Here is a 16,289-nt window from a genome sequence, read left to right as displayed (position 1 = left end):
CGTTAGCGTGGGACACGAAGGCCTCCTAGGTGCGTGCAGCGGTTCTTAGACAGCTCCACTCTCGCAACAGGAGGCCTTCACCTGTCAGCGAGTCACGCAACAACGTCCCTGGACATCACACCTAGGCCAGGTGGCCGCCCTCACGGAGGATGGCCACCTGGTGCCCCAACTTCATCGCCTCGTCGATGTCGTGGGTGACCATGACGATGGTGGTGCCGAACTCCTCCTGGATGCGCAGGAACTCGTCCTGCAGGTGCTCACGCACGATGGGGTCGACGGCGCTGAACGGCTCGTCCATGAGCATCAACGGCGGGTCCGCCGCGAGCGCCCGGGCCACGCCCACGCGCTGCTGCTGGCCACCGGAGAGCTGCGCGGGGTAGCGGTCGGCGAGCTGCGGGTCGAGCCCCACCCGCTCCAGCAGCTCCAGCGCCCGCGTGCGGGCCCTGCGCTTGTCCCAGCCCACCAGCATCGGCACCGTCATGACGTTGCGCAGCACCGTCTGGTGCGGGAAGAGCCCGCCGTGCTGGATGACGTACCCGATGGTGCGGCGCAGCTCGTCGGCGTCGAGCTCGGTGTTGGGCCGGCCGTCGAGGAGGATCTGCCCCTCGGAGGGCTCCACCATGCGGTTGATCATGCGCAGGCTGGTGGTCTTGCCGCAGCCGGAGGGGCCCACCAGTGCCGTGATGTGCCCCCGCGGGCACTCCAGGTGCAGGTCGTCCACGGCCACGGTGCCGTTGGGGTACCGCTTGGTCACGCCCTCGAAGCGGATCATGGCCTCGACCCTACGCGGGCCCACCGACAACCGCAGGCCGACGGACTCGGGGCCCTCACCGCATCGCGGCGGAGGGGTCAGATGGCGGTGCGGTGGAAGTTGCTCCAGCTGCGCGAGGCGGTCGGCCCGCGCTGGCCCTGGTAGTGCGAGCCGTACTTGTCGCTGCCGTAGGGGTGGTCGGCGGGCGAGGAGAGCTGGAAGAAGCACAGCTGGCCGATCTTCATGCCCGGGTGCAGCACGATCGGCAAGGTGGCGACGTTGCTCAGCTCCAAGGTGACGTGGCCGGAGAACCCCGGGTCCACGAAGCCGGCCGTGGCGTGGGTGAGCAGCCCGAGCCGCCCCAGGCTGCTCTTGCCCTCCACGCGGGCGGCGATGTCGGTGGGCAGGGTGATCTGCTCGTAGGTGCTGCCCAGCACGAACTCGCCGGGGTGCAGCACGAAGGACTCCTCGCCGTCCACCTCCACGAGGCGCGTCAGGTCGGGCTGCTCCTGCGCGGGGTCGATCACCGGGTACTTGTGGTTGTCGAACAGCCGGAAGAAGCGGTCGAGGCGCACGTCCACGCTGCTGGGCTGCAGCATCGACGGCTCCCACGGGTCGAGGCGCACGGCCGAGTCGTCGCCGGCGTCGATGCGGGCGGAGATGTCGCGGTCGGACAGCAGCATGGGGCGAGGTTACCGGGGCGAGTGCGGTGGCTCACAGCCGTTGAACGAGACCTCGCGCGCCCGTGGCGGGCACCCCCGGGAGCCCGTGTACCATGGGCTCCCGCAACCCCCGCGGGTGTAGTTCAATGGTAGAACATCAGCTTCCCAAGCTGAATACGCGAGTTCGATTCTCGTCACCCGCTCCACCACCCCGTCCGGCACCGCCGGGCGAGGTTCTTGCGTCCCGGGACGCCTGCGCCGCACGCACGGACCGCGCCGCACTCAGACCGCCATGCGCGGGATCGCCTCGATGAGGGAGCGGGTGTAGTCCGTCCCCGGCGCGGACCACAGCTGCTCGGTGGGCGCCACCTCCACCAGCTCACCGCGCCGCATCACGGCCACCCGCTCACACACGTGCCGGACCACCGAGAGGTCGTGGCTCACGAAGACCAGGGTCAGCCCCAGCTCGTCCACCAGCTCCCCGATGAGGTCCAGCACCTGCCCGCGCACGCTCACGTCCAGGGCGGAGACCGGCTCGTCGGCCAGCAGCACCCGCGGCGAGGGCGCCAGGGCCCGTGCGATGCTGATGCGCTGCCGCTGCCCGCCGCTGAACTGGTGCGGGTGGCGCCGCATCATCGACGGCTCCAGGCCCACCCGGCGCAGCAGCTCGGCCACGCGGTCGTCCCGGTCGCCCCCGGACCACCCCTGCGCCACGAGCGGCTCGGCCACCACGTCGCGCACGGTCATCCGCGGGTCCAGCGAGTCGCGCGGGTCCTGGAAGACCATCTGCACGCTCTCCCGCAGCCACCCGAGCCGGCGCTCCGGCACGCCCGAGACCTGCCGCCCGAGCACCTCGACCCGCCCCGATGCGGGGGACTCCAGCCCCGCGACCAGCCGCAGCAGCGTCGACTTGCCCGACCCCGACTCCCCGACGATGCCGAAGCGTTCGCCGGGCTCGACGGTGAGGCTCACCCCATCGAGCGCCACGACCTGCGGCCGGGCGGAGAACAGGCTCCGGCGGGGGCGGGTGTAGACCTGCCGGACGTCCTCCACCGCGACGGCGGGAGCCTCCGGCGGGGTGCTCTCGCCGGGCTCGGCCACCGCATCGACGCCGGGCGAGCCGGCGAGGTCGAGCGCCGTGGTACCGGTGCCCGCGCGGGGCTTCAGGCGCGAGGCTGCCACCAGGGCCTGCGTGTACGGGTGCTGGGGGGCGCCGAGGACCTCGGCCACCGTCCCGCGCTCCACCACCTGCCCGTCCTTGAGCACCACCACGCGCTCACACACCTGCGAGACCACGGCGAGGTCGTGAGTGATGAACAACAACGCCGCGTCGTGCTCGCGGGCGCCGTCGAGCACCTGGCGCAGCACGGTGGCCTGCACGGTCACGTCCAGGGCGGTGGTCGGCTCGTCGCAGATCAGCACGTCGGGGTCGTTGGCCAGCGCGATGGCGATGACCACCCGCTGCCGCTGCCCGCCGGAAAGCTGGTGCGGGTGGGCGCGGGCGACTCCCTCGGCATCGGTGATCCCCACGCTCTCGAGCAGCTCCACGGCTCGGCGGGAGGCGGCGTCCCCGCGGGCGGTGCCGTGGATCTCCATCACCTCGGCCACCTGGTCGCCGACGCGCATCGTGGGATTGAGCGCGCTCATGGGCTCCTGGAAGACCATCGAGAGGTCCAGGCCGCGGATGCGCGACATCGCACGGTCGCTGGCGCCGACCACCTGCGTGGTGGCACCCCCCTCGGGCGTGAGCTCGATGCTGCCCGTGGCGTGCAGGTTGTCCGGCAGCAGCCCCATGATCGCCAGGGCCGTGAGCGACTTGCCCGACCCGGACTCACCGATCAGACCGACGCGCTCGCCCGCATCGAGGGACAGGTCCACCCCGGAGACCAGGGTGCGGTGGCGGGTGCCGACGGACAGGTCGCGCGCCACCAGGCGGGGGCGCGGGTCAGGCGGTGCGGGGGTGTCGGCGGCCATGTCACTCACTGGTCGACCACCTGCATCTGCGGGTCGAAGCGGTCACGCAGCCCGTCGCCGAGCAGGTTGAACCCCAGCACGGCCAGCGCGATCGCCACCCCGGGCACGATCGCCAGGCGCGGATCCGAGGCCAGCAGCGACTGGCTCTCCTGCAGCATCCGACCCCAGCTGGGCGTGGGCGGCGGGGTGCCGAAGCCCAGGAAGCTGAGCCCGGCCTCGGCGAGGATCGCCAGCGCGAAGCTCACCGACGCCTGCACGATGACCAGGCCGAGCACGTTGGGCAGCACGTGCCGCCAGCCGATCGATGCGGGGCGCCGCCCGGCCACGCGGGCGGCGGTGATGAACTCCCGCGGCAGGACGCCCAGCGCCCCGGCACGGGTGACGCGGGCGAAGCTGGGGACGCTGGCCAGCCCGATGGCGACCATCGCCGAGGTGGTCGAGGCCCCGAAGACCGCGGCGAACATGATGGCCAGCAGCAGACCGGGGAAGGCCAGGCCGATGTCGGCGGCGCGCATGATCAACCCGTCGAGCCAGCGCGGCCCCATCGCCGAGAGGATGCCGAGCGGCACCCCCAGCAGCGCGGCCACGCCCACGGCCACGAAGCCCACGTAGAGCGTCGTGCGCGCCCCGACGAGGACCTGGCTGAAGGTGTCGCGCCCGAACTTGTCGGTCCCCAGCCAGTGCTCGGCGCTCGGCCCCTGGAGCCGGTCGGAAGCGACCACCCGGGTGGGGTCGAAGGGGGTCCACACGTAGGAGAGCAGCGCCATCGCCACCATCACGGCCACGATCACCCCGCCGACCACCAGATAGGCGCGGCCGGCACGGCTCGGGGGGCGGGCGGCGACCGGAGCGGGGGCCGCGGCAGCCAGGGACGGGGTGGGCATGGAGGCAGCCTACGGAAGCGGGTGGAACCCCTGGTGCATCTCCCAGGTGTCAGGAGTCCATCGTGCCGCAGCACGTCGACGAGTCCGGCAGCGCGCAGTTGTCCCGTGTCGACAGGGACAGGAAGGCGTCAGGACATACGCGCGGCGACCAGCAGCACCACCAGCGCGGCCAGCCCGGAGGCCGTCCGCACCAGATTGGCCCGCTGCCACGGCCCACTGAACGCCGCCCAGGCTTCCGACGGCGCACCTTGGGCCTCGGCCAGCGCGCCGTTGAGGGGCACGTTGACGAACCCCGTCACGACCACAACGCCCACCACCTGCAGCACCACCGCGAAGCCGACCAGCAGCGCAGGCAGCCACGCCCGCTCCAGCAGCAGACCCACCCCGCCGGCGGCCGCCGTCAACGGCGCCGTCGCGAACGGCACGAGGAACAGCGGCGTGAGCACCGTCTCGTTGCATCTCCGCATTGCCGCCACGGCCACGGGCGCCGGCAGGGAGTCCAGGGCCGGCAGGACCACGACCGACCAGGTGGCCCAGAACCCAGCCAGCACAGCGGCGAGCACCAGGGCGAGACCCATCACGACATCGAGCACGGGGGCCTCAGCTCGAGAGCGCAACGGTGGCCCCGAGGTGCTCCGAGGAGGTTGCCCAGCGGGCCAGGCAGTCGGCCACCTGGTCGATGCCGACATCCATGGAGACCACCCGACCGTGCGGGTCGGCCACCACCGGCGCGCTCGCGGCGGGGCGCAGGTTGACCGGCCGGGCGATGGTCCAGTCGAGGCAGGAGGACCGCACCAGCTCCTCCTGACGGGCGTGGTCGGCGAACTGGGGGTGCAGCAGCCCGGCGATGACGAGCCGCATGCCAGGTGTCAGGACCCCGGCGGAGTCCCCCACCCCGGTGCTGGAGAGCACGACGAGGCGCCGGGCGCCCGTGGCGCGCATCGCCTCGATGACGTGACGCGTCCCGCGGGAGCGGACGTCGTCCGCCGTACCCCGGGAGCCGCGCAGTCGCACCCGCAGCGGGTTCTCGGAGATGCCGAGGGCGACGACCACGGCATCGACCCCCTCCAGCGCCGCGCGGACCGCCTCGGGATCCAGCGCGTCCACCGGCCGATGGGGAGGCGGGGCACCGGGGTCGGGCGTGCGTGAGACGGGCACCACGCGGTGGCCGGCCTCGCGGAGGCGCTGCGACACGCGCTGGCCGACGCGGCCGGAGGCTCCGACGACGGCGACGGTGACCGGGACCGCTGCAGGCAGGGCACCGTCCGCGGCGGGGGCGGTGATGGGGGCTTCTGGGTGAGTCATGACGGGTCCTCTCTGATCGTGTGGTGTCATCGTGGCGAGGAATCGAGGGACGATCCATGCCCGGAAGTCCTCCATCCATGATCGATCGTCCGGAGGACCGATGGACCCGAGCCCCTTGGGTGCCCTGCTGCGCTCGCGTGGGATCTTCCACTGCGACACGAGGCTCGACGGGTCGACCGCCGTCGACCTCCCGGCGCTGCCAGGGTCAGTGATGTATCACCTGGTCCTGCAGGGCACGTGCGTGGTGATCTGCGACGACACCACGGTGACCCTCGGGGAGGGGGAGATCGTCCTCGCCCCGCACGGCACCGGACACCGCATCGCGGCCCACGGAACGCCCCTGTGGACAGTGGGTCTGGCCGAGAGCGGCCGGGTCGACCTGGGCGGCGGTATCGAGCAGCTGGACCTCGGTGGGCGCGACCCGGCCCTGCACCTGGTGTGCGGCGCTATCGCCCTGGAGCACCCGGCCTCCCCCCGGTTGCCCGCGCGCCTGCCGCCCCTGCTGCGGGCCGCGGCCGAGGGGGAGGACGTCGCCGCTCTGCGGGCCGTGGCCGCCTTGGTGCTGCGGGAGGCGCAGGAACAGGCCGAGGGGTGGGCTCAGGTCAGCGCACACCTGGTGGAGGGGCTGGCACTGCGTGAGGTTCGGCGAGCCGTGAGGGAGGCGCCGACCGAGGCGGGGTGGTGGGCCGCCAGCCGGGACGACGCCATCGGACCGGTGCTGGGCGCGGTGCTGGCGAACCTGGCCCACCCGTGGGGCGTCACGGGGATGAGCCGGGTGGCGGGCCTGTCGCGCAGCGCCTTCAGTGCTCGGTTCACCGCGCTCACCGGGGAGGCGCCGATGGCGTGGGTTACCCGGGTACGCATGGCCGAGGCGCACCGGCTCCTGCGGGAGGGTTCCGGCGTCGCGGCCGTCGCCCGGGCCACCGGCTACGGGTCGGAGGTGTCGTTCCGCCGGGCGTTCCGGCGGGAGACCGGCATCCCCCCGGGGCGGGTCAGAGCACACCCCGGGACGCCGCAGTGGTCATGAACGGCCTCCGATGCGGGGGTCGATCACCACGTACAGCACGTCCACCAGGAAGTTGACCACCAGCACCATGGCCACCAGCACCATGACCACGTCCTGCACCAGGATCAGGTCGCGCTGCGCGACGGCGTCCACCAGCATCGAGCCCACCCCGGGGATCACGAAGACGCGCTCGATGACCACGGCCCCCACCAGCATCGAGGTCAGCGACAAGCCCAGCACGGTCACCACCGGCACCGCGGCGTTCCGCCACCCGTGGCGCGCCAGCGCCCGACCCCGGGTGAGCCCCTTGGCCCGCGCGGTGCGGATGAAGTCGGTGTCCATCACCTCCAACACGGCGTTGCGCACGTAGCGGGCCAGGATCGCCGCCTGCACCAGCGCCAGCGAGACCGCGGGCAGCACCAGGTTGCGCAGGAACTCCCCCACCCCCTCGATGGGGGGAGTCCACCCGCCGGAGGGCAGCCACCCCAACCGCACCGCGAACAGGGCAATGAGCAGGATGCCCGCCAGGAAGGCCGGCACCGCCATGCCCACCTGGCTGGCCGCGGAGAGCACCACACCCACGCCGGACCGGTGCCGCAGGGCCATCACGGCTCCCAGCGGCACGGCGACCAGCACCGCGAGCGCCATCGCCGTGCCCACCAGCCACAGGGTGACGGCGAAACGGTCCACCAGCTGCGGGGCGATCTCCGCCCGGGAGACGTAGGACTGCCCCAGGTCCAGGGTCAGCAGGCCGGTCACCCACTCGGTGTAACGCACCGGCCAAGAGCGGTCGAGCCCGAACTCCTCCCGCATCTGCGCCACGGACTCCTCAGAGGCGTTCAGCCCCAGGGCCACCCGCGCCGGGTCACCGGGCAGCACCGCCATCACCGCGAACACGATGAGGCTCGCCACCGCCAGGCTGACCAGCAGGACGGCGAAGCGGGAGGCCAGGCGCAGCAGCATCAGACCCGCCCGAGATCCATGCCGCTCACCGCTTCTCCCCCGCGGCGGCGCGGACCTCGGGCATGCCCATGCCGTCACCCCACAGCGAGACGTTCCGGGCCTGCGGCAGCTCGGAGCGGCGGAACACGGGCTCCTCGCCCCGCTTGCGCTGATCGTCGTAGTTCTTGAGCATCGCGATGGCCAGACCGCCCAGCGGCAGGATGGCGATGAGGTTGATGGTGGCCATGAAGCCCATCACCAGGTCGGCCAGGTTCCACACCAGCGCCACCGAGCCGAGCGCGCCGCCGACCACGCACAGCACCACCAGCACGCGGAAGACGATGATGGCCAGCTGGGCGTTGCGCTTGCCGGCCAGGAACCGGATGTTGGCCTCCCCGTAGTAGCTGTTGCCCAGGATGGAGGACCACGCCAGGAAAAAGATGACCACCGACAGGAACGGCCCGGCCCAGCTGCCCACCTGCTCCTGCAGGGCGCTCTGGGTGAGGCCGATTCCCTGCGGGTCGTCGACGCCGAACTGGGGGTTGGACAGCAGGATCACGAAAGCCGTGGCCGAGCAGACGATGATGGTGTCGAAGTAGACGCCCAGGGCCTGCACCAGACCCTGCTTGGCCGGGTGGCTCACCGAGGCCGTCGCCGCCGCGTTGGGCACCGAACCCATACCGGCCTCGTTGGAGAACAGGCCGCGGCGCATGCCCTGCATCAGCGCCGCGCCGATGCCGGCCCCCGCGACCTCCTTGAAGCCCAGCGCGTGCCCCACGATGTGGGCGAACATGGCCGGGACCTCGGTGATGTTCAGCGCCACGACCACCAGGGCCACCAGGATGTACAGCGTGGCCATCACCGGGACGATGACCTCGGTCACCGCCGAGACCCGCTTCACGCCACCGAAGATGACCACGCCGGTCAGCCCCGCCAGCACCAGGCCGGTGATCAGCGCGATGTTCTCCACCCCGGAGAGCGTGTCCTGCAGCGAGTAGCTGATCGAGTTGGACTGCACGGCGTTGAAGACGAAGCCGTAGGTGAACGTGATGATCACGGCAAAGAGCACGGCCACCGGCTTCCAGCCCAGCCCGTCGCGGATGTAGTACGCCGGCCCACCGACGTACCCGTCCCCGCCCTTGACCTTGTACAGCTGGGCCATGGTGGACTCGACGAAGGCCGTCGCGCCGCCGATGATGGCCAGCACCCACATCCAGAACACCGCCCCGGGGCCACCGACGGCGATGGCGACGGCCACCCCGGCCACGTTGCCGGTGCCCACGCGGGAGGCCGCGGAGACGGTGAAGGCGCGGAAGGCGGAGATGCCGTCATCGGAGTCCGAGCCGGGCTTCTCCAGGATGTTGCGCACCATCTCCGGCAGCAGGCGCAGCTGCACGACGCCGGTGCGGAGGGTGAACCAGACACCGGCGATGACCAGGAGCACGATCACCAGGTACCAGTAGTACCCGTTGATGTCGGAGATCTTGGTGGCGAGAGCATCCATGGGGGGCAGCGTACGTGGGCCGCGGGCCGGAACCGCAGTTCCTGATGGGGTGACGCGCGCCGGAGGACGCTCACCTCATCGGCGCAGGGCGGTGAGGTCGAACCCCTCGGTGACGGCGTTGGTGGGGATGCCCTGGATGTCGGCGTCGGCCACCACCAGGTTCGGCAGGAGGAAGAGGAAGTCCGCCGCCGCGTCGGTGCTGATGATCTCGGCCGCCTTCCTCATCTGCTCGGTCTGCTCCTCCTGCGTGCCGGCGTCCGCGGCCTGCAGGGCCTTGGTCAGCTCGGGGTTCTCGTAGCGCAGGTAGTACTCGGGGTTGCCGAACACGTTGCCGAGGTCGCGCGGCTCCACGTGGGCGACGATGGACAGGTCGTAGTCGGCGCTCGAGTACACCTGCTCCAGCCACGATGCGGGGAACTCGAGCTGGTCGAGCTGCACCCGCAGACCGGCCTCCTCCAGCTGCGACTTCACCACCTGCCCGCACTCGGTGGCGTACGGCAGGGTTGGCACGCGCAGGCGCAGGGGGCGGTCGACGCCGGCCTCCTCCACCAGGTCCTTGGCCTTCTCCAGGTCGTGGGGGAAGTCGCCGGTGCGGTCGGTGTACCAGGGGTCGGTGGGCGGCACCATGGAGCCGATCAGCTCGCCCTTGCCCGCCCAGCAGGTGTCCAGCAGCGCCTGGTGGTCGATGGCATGACGGATCGCCTGGCGCAGCGGCTCGGACTGCATGGTGGCGTTGCCGTGGTTGAAGCTGAGCACGACCTCGCCGTTGGTGGTGCCCTCGATGACCTGCAGGTCGTCCTTGCCCTCGAACTGGCTGAGGGACTCCGGAGCCTGCACGGTGGTCTCGATGTCGATGTCGCCGGTGAGCATCGCGTTGTTCAGCGCAGTGCCGTCCTTAAAGTACCGGAAGACGGCCGTGGCGAAGTACGGCTTCTCGCCCGTGAAGTCCTCGCGGCGCTCCAGGGTGATGCGGTCACCGCGCTTCCAGTCGGTGACGTCGTACGGGCCGGAGCCGACCGGATTGGTGGCCAGCTCCGCATCGGTCTCGCTGGGGAAGACGGCGCCGACGCGGGTGGTCATGGCGTACAGCCAGCTGTTGCTGGGCTCGGACAGGGTGACCTCGACGGTGTGGTCGTCGGTGGCCTCGGCGGACTCGACGACGTCCATCTGGGACTTCAGCGAGCTGGTCCAGGCCGTGCCCTGCACGGCCTCGATGCTGGAGACCACGTCCTGCGCGGTGAGCTCGCTGCCGTCGGAGAAGGTGCGGTCGGTCGGCAGGGTGAAGGTGTAGGTGAGGCGGTCGTCGGACACCTCGTGCGACTCCGCGAGCGCATCGACGATCTCGCCGGACTCGGGGTCGACGGTCACGAGGGTCTCGTAGACGTTGCCGAGCAGCAGCTGCGGGATCGCGGCACCGTCACCGGTGCGGAAGTCCAACGTGGCGGGCTCGGCCACCAGGCCGAGGGTGACGGTCTCGTCGGAGGGCCCGCTGGCCCCCTCGGAGCCGGAGGTGCCGGAGCCGTCGGGGTCGGTGGAGCTCCCGGCGCTGCAGGCAGTGAGGACGAGCAGTGCAGCCCCGGCGAGGGCTGCGGCGCGGCGGGTGGAACGGTTCACGGTGACTCCCAGATCGCGGGGCGGCACCCTTGCCACCCTCGGACGGCGCACAGTCTGCGCCGTCGGGGGCCCTCTTGGCCAGTTCCCGGCGCCCGGGGGTGGTGGTTCAGGCGTCCAACCCGACGAGGGTGGGCCGCGTGGTGCGCCAGACCCACACCGCCGTACCCGCCGCCCACACACCCCAGGCCGCGGGCATCGATGCGGGGTGCGGCGTGCTGGCATCGACCGCCCACGGCAGTCCCACGTCCCCCACCAGTGCCTGGCACACCACCAGCGCGGCGGCGAGGGCCACCGCGAGGACGGAGCCCACCCAGCGCCCCAGCAGACCGATGCAGGCCAGCGCGATCCCGGCCGCCGTGAGCCCAGCGCCCACGGACTGCTCGACGACACCCGGGTAGACGATGAGGTGGACCGCTTGGCCAGGGGCCTGGCTGACGGCATCTCGCACGGACTCCGGCCACCACCCTGCGAGCACCTTCGCGAGCCGGGGGACGGCCACGGCCACCAGGGCCACAACCAGGCACGGAACGAGGGCCCACCCCCTCAGCCGTGGGTGCCCGGTGACCTCCCACAGCCGGTGGGCCGGAGCCCACGCCGCGGCCGTGGCCACTGCGGTGAGCACTGCGAGCACCTCCCAGAAGCGCACCATGCGTGGGTGGACGAGGTCCACGTGGACGGCCTGTCCCCAGCTGATGGACATCGCCACCAGTGCCAGCGCGACCGCCGCGCCCGCGGCACCCGCCGAACGGCCCGACAGCCACATTCGCCAGGGGCTCACCGGAGGGCCTCGGGGCCCAGGCGGCAGGACTTGATCTCGCTCCGGTGCTCGGCGTACCAAGCGCGGAACTCCTCGACCGACAGGGCGGACGCACCTGTCCCCTTCTCCGCCGGCCCGGGGGAGGCAGCGCGACGGCGGATCTCCTCGGCCAGGTCCGTCGAGGCCTCCATGTTCCCCTGGGCGACCCCCGGCCCGCAGGAGCTGCTGCCCGCAAGCTGTGATGCCACGCCGCGCGTCACCGTGCCCACCGCGGAGGACCGGTCCCGTTGCCCGAGGCCCCGCAAGGGGAGGTCGGTGGGTTGGTGGGATGCCGCCGCCTCGGTGGCCAGCGTCATCGGACCCGCTCCGGTCGCGCCCACCATCGCGTCGATGCTGCCGCTCGCCGCGGCCACGAGCTGCTGCTCCTCGGGGGCCGAGCAGAGGGTGACGTGCTGCCGCTCGAGGCACACCGCCTCACCGCTGGCGGTGACGATGTCGGGTCGAAGCCCCACCGAGACGGCCGCCAGTGCGACCGCACCCGCCCCCGCCGCCAGGGCACTGGCCGGCAGTTGACGGGCTCCTCGTGGGGTGGCCAAACGCCAAGCGGCCAGCAGCAGCAGCGCCCCGGCCACCAGCGCCAGCACAGCCAGTCTCGAGAGCGTCGCAGGCCAGGCCATCTCCCACCCGGGCGCGGGGAAACCATTGCCCCACCACGGCGTGATGCTGGCCAAGGGGGTGCCTCGCACCTGCGCCGGCAGGAAGAGCAGGGCGAGGGTCACGAGCGGGGCCAGGAGCACACCCCATCGGCCCAGCAGGGTGCCGAGGGCCATCCCGAGGATCGGCCACAGGGCCAGCAGTGCGATGCCGGCGACGGTCGCCAGAGCGTCCCCGAAGCCGAGCGATCCGGGCGCTCCCCGGGCGAGGGTGATGGTCAACGGCACCAGTCCAATCACGCCCCCCGCCCACAACGCGACGACCAGCGAACCCACCTCACCGGCCAAGAGACTGGGGATGCTGCGGCCGGTCGACCGCCCGGGGGCGACGCTGCCGGGACCGTGCCGCAAACCCGTCACCGCCCCCCACACCGCACCGAGCACCGCCGCCCAGACCGAGTAGTCCCGGACGGTCAAGGGAAGGCGCCCCCAGTCAGCCGGGGGCCAGTCACGGGGTGCCTCCACGGCGAAGGAGAGCGCCACGAGCAACGCCAGCACCGCGAGCGACAGCGGGTGGTGGGCGGCGGACAGGCGCCTCATGCGGCGGGCACCGGGTCGGCCAGGACGGCGCGGTAGCCCGCCTCGAGGGGAGACACGACATCGCCCCCGCCGAGATCAGCCAGATCCGCCACGGTGCCGTCGAACCGGAAGCTGCCGTGGCCCATCACGACAGCACGCTGGGCGATGTGCGCGATGTCCTCGACGATGTGGGTGGTCACGACCACGATGCGATCGCGTCCCAGCTCAGCCAGGTCGTCGCGCAACCCAGCGCGCTGGACCGGGTCCAGAGCTGCGGTGGGCTCGTCCAAGAGCACCACCTGCGGGTCATGGGCCAAGGCACACGCGATGCCGAGGCGCTGGCGCATGCCGCCGGACAGGGAGCGTGCGCGGGAGGTGGCCCGGTCCGACAGGCCCACCCGCGCCAGGGCGCGGTCTGCGGCGGCGGGCACCTCCGCCGCATCGACCCCCTGCGCCCACGCCGCGACCTCCACGTTGCGGCGGACACTGGAGAAACCCATGATCGTGAACTTCTGCGGCAGGTAGCCGATGAGGCGGCGGGCCCCCTCCAGACCCGGGCCGGGCCGCTGGCCCTCGAAGACGCGATGGTCCCCGATGGCCAGCGAACCGGCGGTCGGTGCGACGTGCGTGGCGAGGATCGACATCAGCGTGCTCTTGCCCGCTCCGTTCGGCCCCAGCAGACCGAACACGCCGGGCTCGAGGGTGAGGTCGACCGCATCGAGCGCGGTCCTGGTGCCGTACCGCTTGGTGAGCCCTGCCGCCTGCAGCTGCACGTCGTTCCTCTCGTCAGAACGTGAATCGGTCCGAGGCCACGGATGCCCCGGTGGCACCGTACCCCGGCGTGGCTGCGTAGATCTTGCACCCGCTTCCGTCCGTCGTGCCCGCGGCCTGAGCGATCATCGGGGTGGCACAGATCGTCGCCGCCGCGACCATCAACCCCGTCCACTTCTTGTTCACGATTCCTCCAGTGTGTGAAGTGCCGGCATGTGCCGACTCACGAATTCCACACACACACGATGTCCATACCCAGGGGAGATCTTGGGCAAACCTTTACCCAACTGAACTGGTCGAGGGCAGACGAGGTTCACGCGGACTGAGGAATTGCGGGCCACAAGGGTGCGTTCACGCCCCGGACGCCCGCCCCACCACATCGGAGGACCCATGCCCCGCCCCATCGCCCTGTTCGAGCCCATGACGCTGCGCGACCTGGAGGTCCGCCACCGGGCGTGGGTGGCCGCGATGTGCCAGTACTCCTGCGACCCCGTGACCGCGCCCGGCGTGCCCAACGACTGGCACCTGGTGCACCTGGGTGCCTTCGCCACCGGTGGAGCCTCGATGATCGTGACCGAGGCAGCGGCCGTCACCCCCGAGGGCCGGATCTCCCCCCACGATGCGGGGATCTGGAACGACGAGCAGGTGGCCGGCTGGCGCCGCGTGAACGACTTCGTGCACGGCCTGGGCACGGGCGTGACCACCGCGGTGCAGCTCGCGCACGCCGGGCGCAAGGCCTCGACCTGGCGCCCGTTCGGCACCGACGGCCGCAGCGGGTCGGTGCCGGTGGGGGCCGACGCGCAGGGCTACGCGCACAGCATCGAGACCTCCGGGTGGCAGACGGTCGCCCCCACCGACGAGGCCTTCGGCGACCTCGATGCGCCCCGCGCGCTGACCGATGCGGAGGTCCGCGCCACCGTGACCGCGTTCGGCGACGCGGCCGAGCGCGCTGTGGCGGCCGGCTTCGACGCGGTCGAGATCCACGGCGCCCACGGGTACCTGGTGCACCAGTTCATCTCGCCGTTGGTGAACACGCGCACCGACGCCTGGGGCGGCGACGAGGCGGGCCGTCACCGGTTCGGCCTCGAGGTGGTGCGCGAGGTGCGCGGGCGCGTCCCCGCATCGATGCCGGTGCTGCTGCGCATCTCCGCGACCGACTGGGAGGACGTCGAGGGCGACGTGGCCTCGCTGCAGCGGTTCGTGGTGGCCGCGGCGGAACTGGGGGTCGACTTCGTGGACGTCTCCAGCGGTGGCAACCTGCCGGCGCCGAAGATCGTCTCCGGGCCGGGCTACCAGGTGCGCTTCGCGACGGCCGTGCGGGAGGCGTTGCGGGAGGCCGGGTTCGAGGTACCGGTGGGGGCAGTGGGTGAGATCAGCTCGCCGCACCAGGCCGAGACGATCGTCGGGCAGGAGCAGGCCGATGCGGTGCTCCTCGCGCGGGCGGCTCTGGCGGACCCGCACTGGTGGATGCGCGCCGCATCGGAGCTGGGGGCGCAGCCGGTGGCCATCGGGCAGTACGAGCGGGCCCGGGTGGACCGGCTGGCCTGAGCCGCCCAACTCGCCGGGCGCCGAAACCCTTCCCCGAAAGTGAATACTGGGTTAACATCGGGTGAATTACCGGGGCGGAGGCACGGGATGCCCCGCCGCACGCAGGAGGCACCCATGACCATCATCGGCACCGCCCAGCAGTACGAGCACGCGGTGGAGCGACTGGCCAGCGAGTTCGACGCCGTGTTCACCCGCGACGAGGTGGCCCGCGAGCTGCACGCCGTCCGCGAGGACATGGAGGCCACCGCCAGGGTCCGCGACCACATCCCGGTGCTGGCCGAGCGCTACGCCAAGGAGAACCTCCAGGCCCTGGCCCACGCCCGCGGCGCCACGGTCACGGGGCACCCGGTGGTGATGTTCGTCAGCCCTCGCAACGCCAGCGCCACCCAGATGGCCGCCGTGATGACGGACAAGTACTCCGGCGGCCGCATCCACGTGCTCTCCGGCGGGGTCCGCCGCGCCAAGGAGATCGCCCCCGCCGTGATCCAGGTGATGCAGGAGCACGGCATCGACACCACCACCCTGTACCCCCGCGCCGTGAACCGCGACGTGCTCCACGCCGCCGACGTGGTGGTGAGCATCGCCAGCCCCGACCTGGGCGAGGACTTCACCGCCAAGCAGCACGTGGACTGGCACATCACCCTGGACGAGGACGACGTCGAGTCCGTGCGCGCCACCCGCGACGAGCTCAAGGTCCGCGTGGACGCGCTGATCGAGTCCCTCCTGGGCGAGGGTTCCGTCCTCTCGGCCGAGGAGGCCGCCGCCTACCAGGCCGCCAAGCAGGGCAGCCGCACCCAGACCACCCCGGCCCGCGAGGCCCAGCCCGCCTGACGGACCTGATGGGGTGAGCCCGGCCGGTGCCTCGTCGCACCCGCCGGGCTCACTCGCGCCGCGACTCAGGCGAAGAGCTCCCCCACGGCCGCCCACGCCTGCTGGTCGAGTGCGTACCAGGCCCACTGCCCCCGCTTCTCGCGCGTGAGCAGCCCCGCATCGACCAGCACCTTGAGGTGGTGGCTGACCGTCGGCTGCGCCAGGTCGACCACCTCCTGCAGGTCGCACACGCAGGCCTCGCCGCCGTCGGCCGCGCGGATGGCGGCCACCAGCCGCACCCGCGCCGGGTGCCCGAGCGCCTTCATGACCGATGCCGTGTGCTCGGCCTCCGCGTCCGAGATCGCCACCGGGAGCCCACCACAGCACACATTGACGTCCATCGATGCATTGTGTCACGATTCCTCCATCGACAGCTGTCGATGCACGGGCGCGTCATTCCCCTCACGTCGTGGCGCGTCCCGTGTCCACCCCTGCACGATCCCCGCCGACGCCCTCCCCCCCGACCGCC

At 72.0% G+C, this 16,289-nt stretch carries 16 protein-coding genes, 1 tRNA gene and 1 pseudogene; 4 read left to right on the top strand and 14 right to left on the bottom strand.

From position 1 onward, the window contains the following. Nucleotides 1–124: 124 nt before the first annotated feature. Nucleotides 125–772, bottom strand: a pseudogene (locus CYJ76_RS02840) (ABC transporter ATP-binding protein); the annotation flags it as partial. Nucleotides 773–849: 77 nt separating this feature from the next. Further along, nucleotides 850–1,434, bottom strand: coding sequence for a dCTP deaminase (gene dcd, locus CYJ76_RS02835; protein ID WP_101849195.1), 585 nt, complete (start codon nt 1,432–1,434; stop codon nt 850–852). 111 nt (nt 1,435–1,545) lie between these two features. Here dcd and CYJ76_RS02830 point away from each other — a divergent pair. Beyond that, nucleotides 1,546–1,619: transfer RNA gene (locus tag CYJ76_RS02830), tRNA-Gly, on the top strand. Nucleotides 1,620–1,695: 76 nt separating this feature from the next. On the opposite strand, the gene CYJ76_RS02825 is transcribed toward CYJ76_RS02830, so the two are convergent. The 4 genes from CYJ76_RS02825 to CYJ76_RS02810 all read right to left on the bottom strand — a co-directional run bounded on the left by CYJ76_RS02825 (nt 1,696) and on the right by CYJ76_RS02810 (nt 5,576). Next, nucleotides 1,696–3,387, bottom strand: a complete 1,692-nt coding sequence (locus CYJ76_RS02825) for a dipeptide ABC transporter ATP-binding protein (protein WP_238138128.1) — start codon at nt 3,385–3,387, stop codon at nt 1,696–1,698. Nucleotides 3,388–3,392: 5 nt separating this feature from the next. Further along, a complete protein-coding gene (locus CYJ76_RS02820; protein WP_101849193.1) occupies nt 3,393–4,271 on the bottom strand; it encodes an ABC transporter permease in 879 nt (292 codons plus the stop codon). 128 nt (nt 4,272–4,399) lie between these two features. After that, a complete protein-coding gene (locus CYJ76_RS02815; RefSeq protein ID WP_180802185.1) occupies nt 4,400–4,849 on the bottom strand; it encodes an anthrone oxygenase family protein in 450 nt (149 codons plus the stop codon). Between the two features lie 22 nt (nt 4,850–4,871). Next, nucleotides 4,872–5,576, bottom strand: coding sequence for an NAD(P)-dependent oxidoreductase (locus CYJ76_RS02810; RefSeq protein WP_168168492.1), 705 nt, complete (start codon nt 5,574–5,576; stop codon nt 4,872–4,874). Between the two features lie 100 nt (nt 5,577–5,676). Here CYJ76_RS02810 and CYJ76_RS02805 point away from each other — a divergent pair, with 100 nt between their 5' ends. Continuing rightward, entirely contained in the window at nt 5,677–6,603 is a 927-nt protein-coding gene (locus tag CYJ76_RS02805; protein WP_101849191.1) for an AraC family transcriptional regulator, read from the top strand. Here the strand turns inward: CYJ76_RS02805 and CYJ76_RS02800 are convergent. From CYJ76_RS02800 to CYJ76_RS12360, 7 genes are all read right to left on the bottom strand, one after another. Next, on the bottom strand, nt 6,598–7,545 hold the full coding sequence (locus tag CYJ76_RS02800; protein ID WP_070705577.1) for an ABC transporter permease: 948 nt from the start codon (nt 7,543–7,545) through the stop codon (nt 6,598–6,600). The two genes, CYJ76_RS02805 and CYJ76_RS02800, sit on opposite strands and share 6 nt — an antisense overlap. 25 nt (nt 7,546–7,570) lie before the next feature. Next, the gene (locus tag CYJ76_RS02795) at nt 7,571–9,028 is read right to left on the bottom strand and encodes an alanine/glycine:cation symporter family protein (RefSeq protein ID WP_101849190.1); all 1,458 of its coding nucleotides are present in this window, start codon (nt 9,026–9,028) and stop codon (nt 7,571–7,573) included. 75 nt (nt 9,029–9,103) lie between these two features. Beyond that, on the bottom strand, nt 9,104–10,642 hold the full coding sequence (locus tag CYJ76_RS02790) for an ABC transporter substrate-binding protein (RefSeq protein ID WP_070705579.1): 1,539 nt from the start codon (nt 10,640–10,642) through the stop codon (nt 9,104–9,106). 106 nt (nt 10,643–10,748) lie between these two features. Further along, nucleotides 10,749–11,420: a hypothetical protein gene (locus CYJ76_RS02785; protein ID WP_141494201.1), complete on the bottom strand. Its 672-nt coding sequence runs from the start codon at nt 11,418–11,420 to the stop codon at nt 10,749–10,751. Beyond that, a complete protein-coding gene (locus CYJ76_RS02780) occupies nt 11,417–12,652 on the bottom strand; it encodes a hypothetical protein (protein ID WP_070705581.1) in 1,236 nt (411 codons plus the stop codon). The genes CYJ76_RS02785 and CYJ76_RS02780 overlap by 4 nt, the downstream gene beginning before the upstream one ends. Continuing rightward, on the bottom strand, nt 12,649–13,404 hold the full coding sequence (locus CYJ76_RS02775) for an ABC transporter ATP-binding protein (protein ID WP_101849188.1): 756 nt from the start codon (nt 13,402–13,404) through the stop codon (nt 12,649–12,651). Before CYJ76_RS02775 ends, CYJ76_RS02780 begins: the two co-directional genes overlap by 4 nt. A gap of 13 nt (nt 13,405–13,417) precedes the next feature. Next, a complete protein-coding gene (locus tag CYJ76_RS12360) occupies nt 13,418–13,588 on the bottom strand; it encodes a hypothetical protein (protein ID WP_180802184.1) in 171 nt (56 codons plus the stop codon). Between the two features lie 204 nt (nt 13,589–13,792). On the opposite strand from CYJ76_RS12360, the gene CYJ76_RS02770 reads away from it, so the two are divergent. Beyond that, complete coding sequence (locus tag CYJ76_RS02770; RefSeq protein ID WP_070705584.1) at nt 13,793–14,950, top strand: oxidoreductase; 1,158 nt, start codon at nt 13,793–13,795, stop codon at nt 14,948–14,950. Nucleotides 14,951–15,064: 114 nt separating this feature from the next. Beyond that, nucleotides 15,065–15,781: an arsenate-mycothiol transferase ArsC gene (locus tag CYJ76_RS02765; RefSeq protein WP_070705585.1), complete on the top strand. Its 717-nt coding sequence runs from the start codon at nt 15,065–15,067 to the stop codon at nt 15,779–15,781. Between the two features lie 65 nt (nt 15,782–15,846). Here CYJ76_RS02765 and CYJ76_RS02760 read toward each other — a convergent pair whose 3' ends face one another. After that, nucleotides 15,847–16,161, bottom strand: a complete 315-nt coding sequence (locus CYJ76_RS02760; RefSeq protein ID WP_070705586.1) for an ArsR/SmtB family transcription factor — start codon at nt 16,159–16,161, stop codon at nt 15,847–15,849. Between the last annotated feature and the right edge of the window lie 128 nt (nt 16,162–16,289).

Origin of the sequence: Kytococcus schroeteri (genome assembly GCF_002847825.1) — a bacterium.
In the GTDB taxonomy this organism is placed as follows: Bacteria; Actinomycetota; Actinomycetes; order Actinomycetales; family Dermatophilaceae; genus Kytococcus; species Kytococcus schroeteri.
The sequence above is the reverse complement of the archived record's forward strand: the minus strand, read 5'-3'. Positions and strand labels throughout refer to the sequence as shown.

Bases quoted from the DNA above. Each gene is read 5' to 3' on its own strand.
- dcd (WP_101849195.1), bottom strand. From the start codon at position 1,434: ATGCTGCTGTCCGACCGCGACATCTCCGCCCGCATCGACGCCGGCGAC.
- CYJ76_RS02760 (WP_070705586.1), bottom strand. From the start codon at position 16,161: ATGGACGTCAATGTGTGCTGTGGTGGGCTCCCGGTGGCGATCTCGGAC.
- CYJ76_RS02795 (WP_101849190.1), bottom strand. From the start codon at position 9,028: ATGGATGCTCTCGCCACCAAGATCTCCGACATCAACGGGTACTACTGG.
- CYJ76_RS02810 (WP_168168492.1), bottom strand. From the start codon at position 5,576: ATGACTCACCCAGAAGCCCCCATCACCGCCCCCGCCGCGGACGGTGCC.
- CYJ76_RS02780 (WP_070705581.1), bottom strand. From the start codon at position 12,652: ATGAGGCGCCTGTCCGCCGCCCACCACCCGCTGTCGCTCGCGGTGCTG.
- CYJ76_RS02770 (WP_070705584.1), top strand. From the start codon at position 13,793: ATGCCCCGCCCCATCGCCCTGTTCGAGCCCATGACGCTGCGCGACCTG.
- CYJ76_RS02800 (WP_070705577.1), bottom strand. From the start codon at position 7,545: ATGCTGCTGCGCCTGGCCTCCCGCTTCGCCGTCCTGCTGGTCAGCCTG.
- CYJ76_RS02765 (WP_070705585.1), top strand. From the start codon at position 15,065: ATGACCATCATCGGCACCGCCCAGCAGTACGAGCACGCGGTGGAGCGA.
- CYJ76_RS02815 (WP_180802185.1), bottom strand. From the start codon at position 4,849: ATGGGTCTCGCCCTGGTGCTCGCCGCTGTGCTGGCTGGGTTCTGGGCC.
- CYJ76_RS02805 (WP_101849191.1), top strand. From the start codon at position 5,677: ATGGACCCGAGCCCCTTGGGTGCCCTGCTGCGCTCGCGTGGGATCTTC.
- CYJ76_RS02820 (WP_101849193.1), bottom strand. From the start codon at position 4,271: ATGCCCACCCCGTCCCTGGCTGCCGCGGCCCCCGCTCCGGTCGCCGCC.
- CYJ76_RS02825 (WP_238138128.1), bottom strand. From the start codon at position 3,387: ATGGCCGCCGACACCCCCGCACCGCCTGACCCGCGCCCCCGCCTGGTG.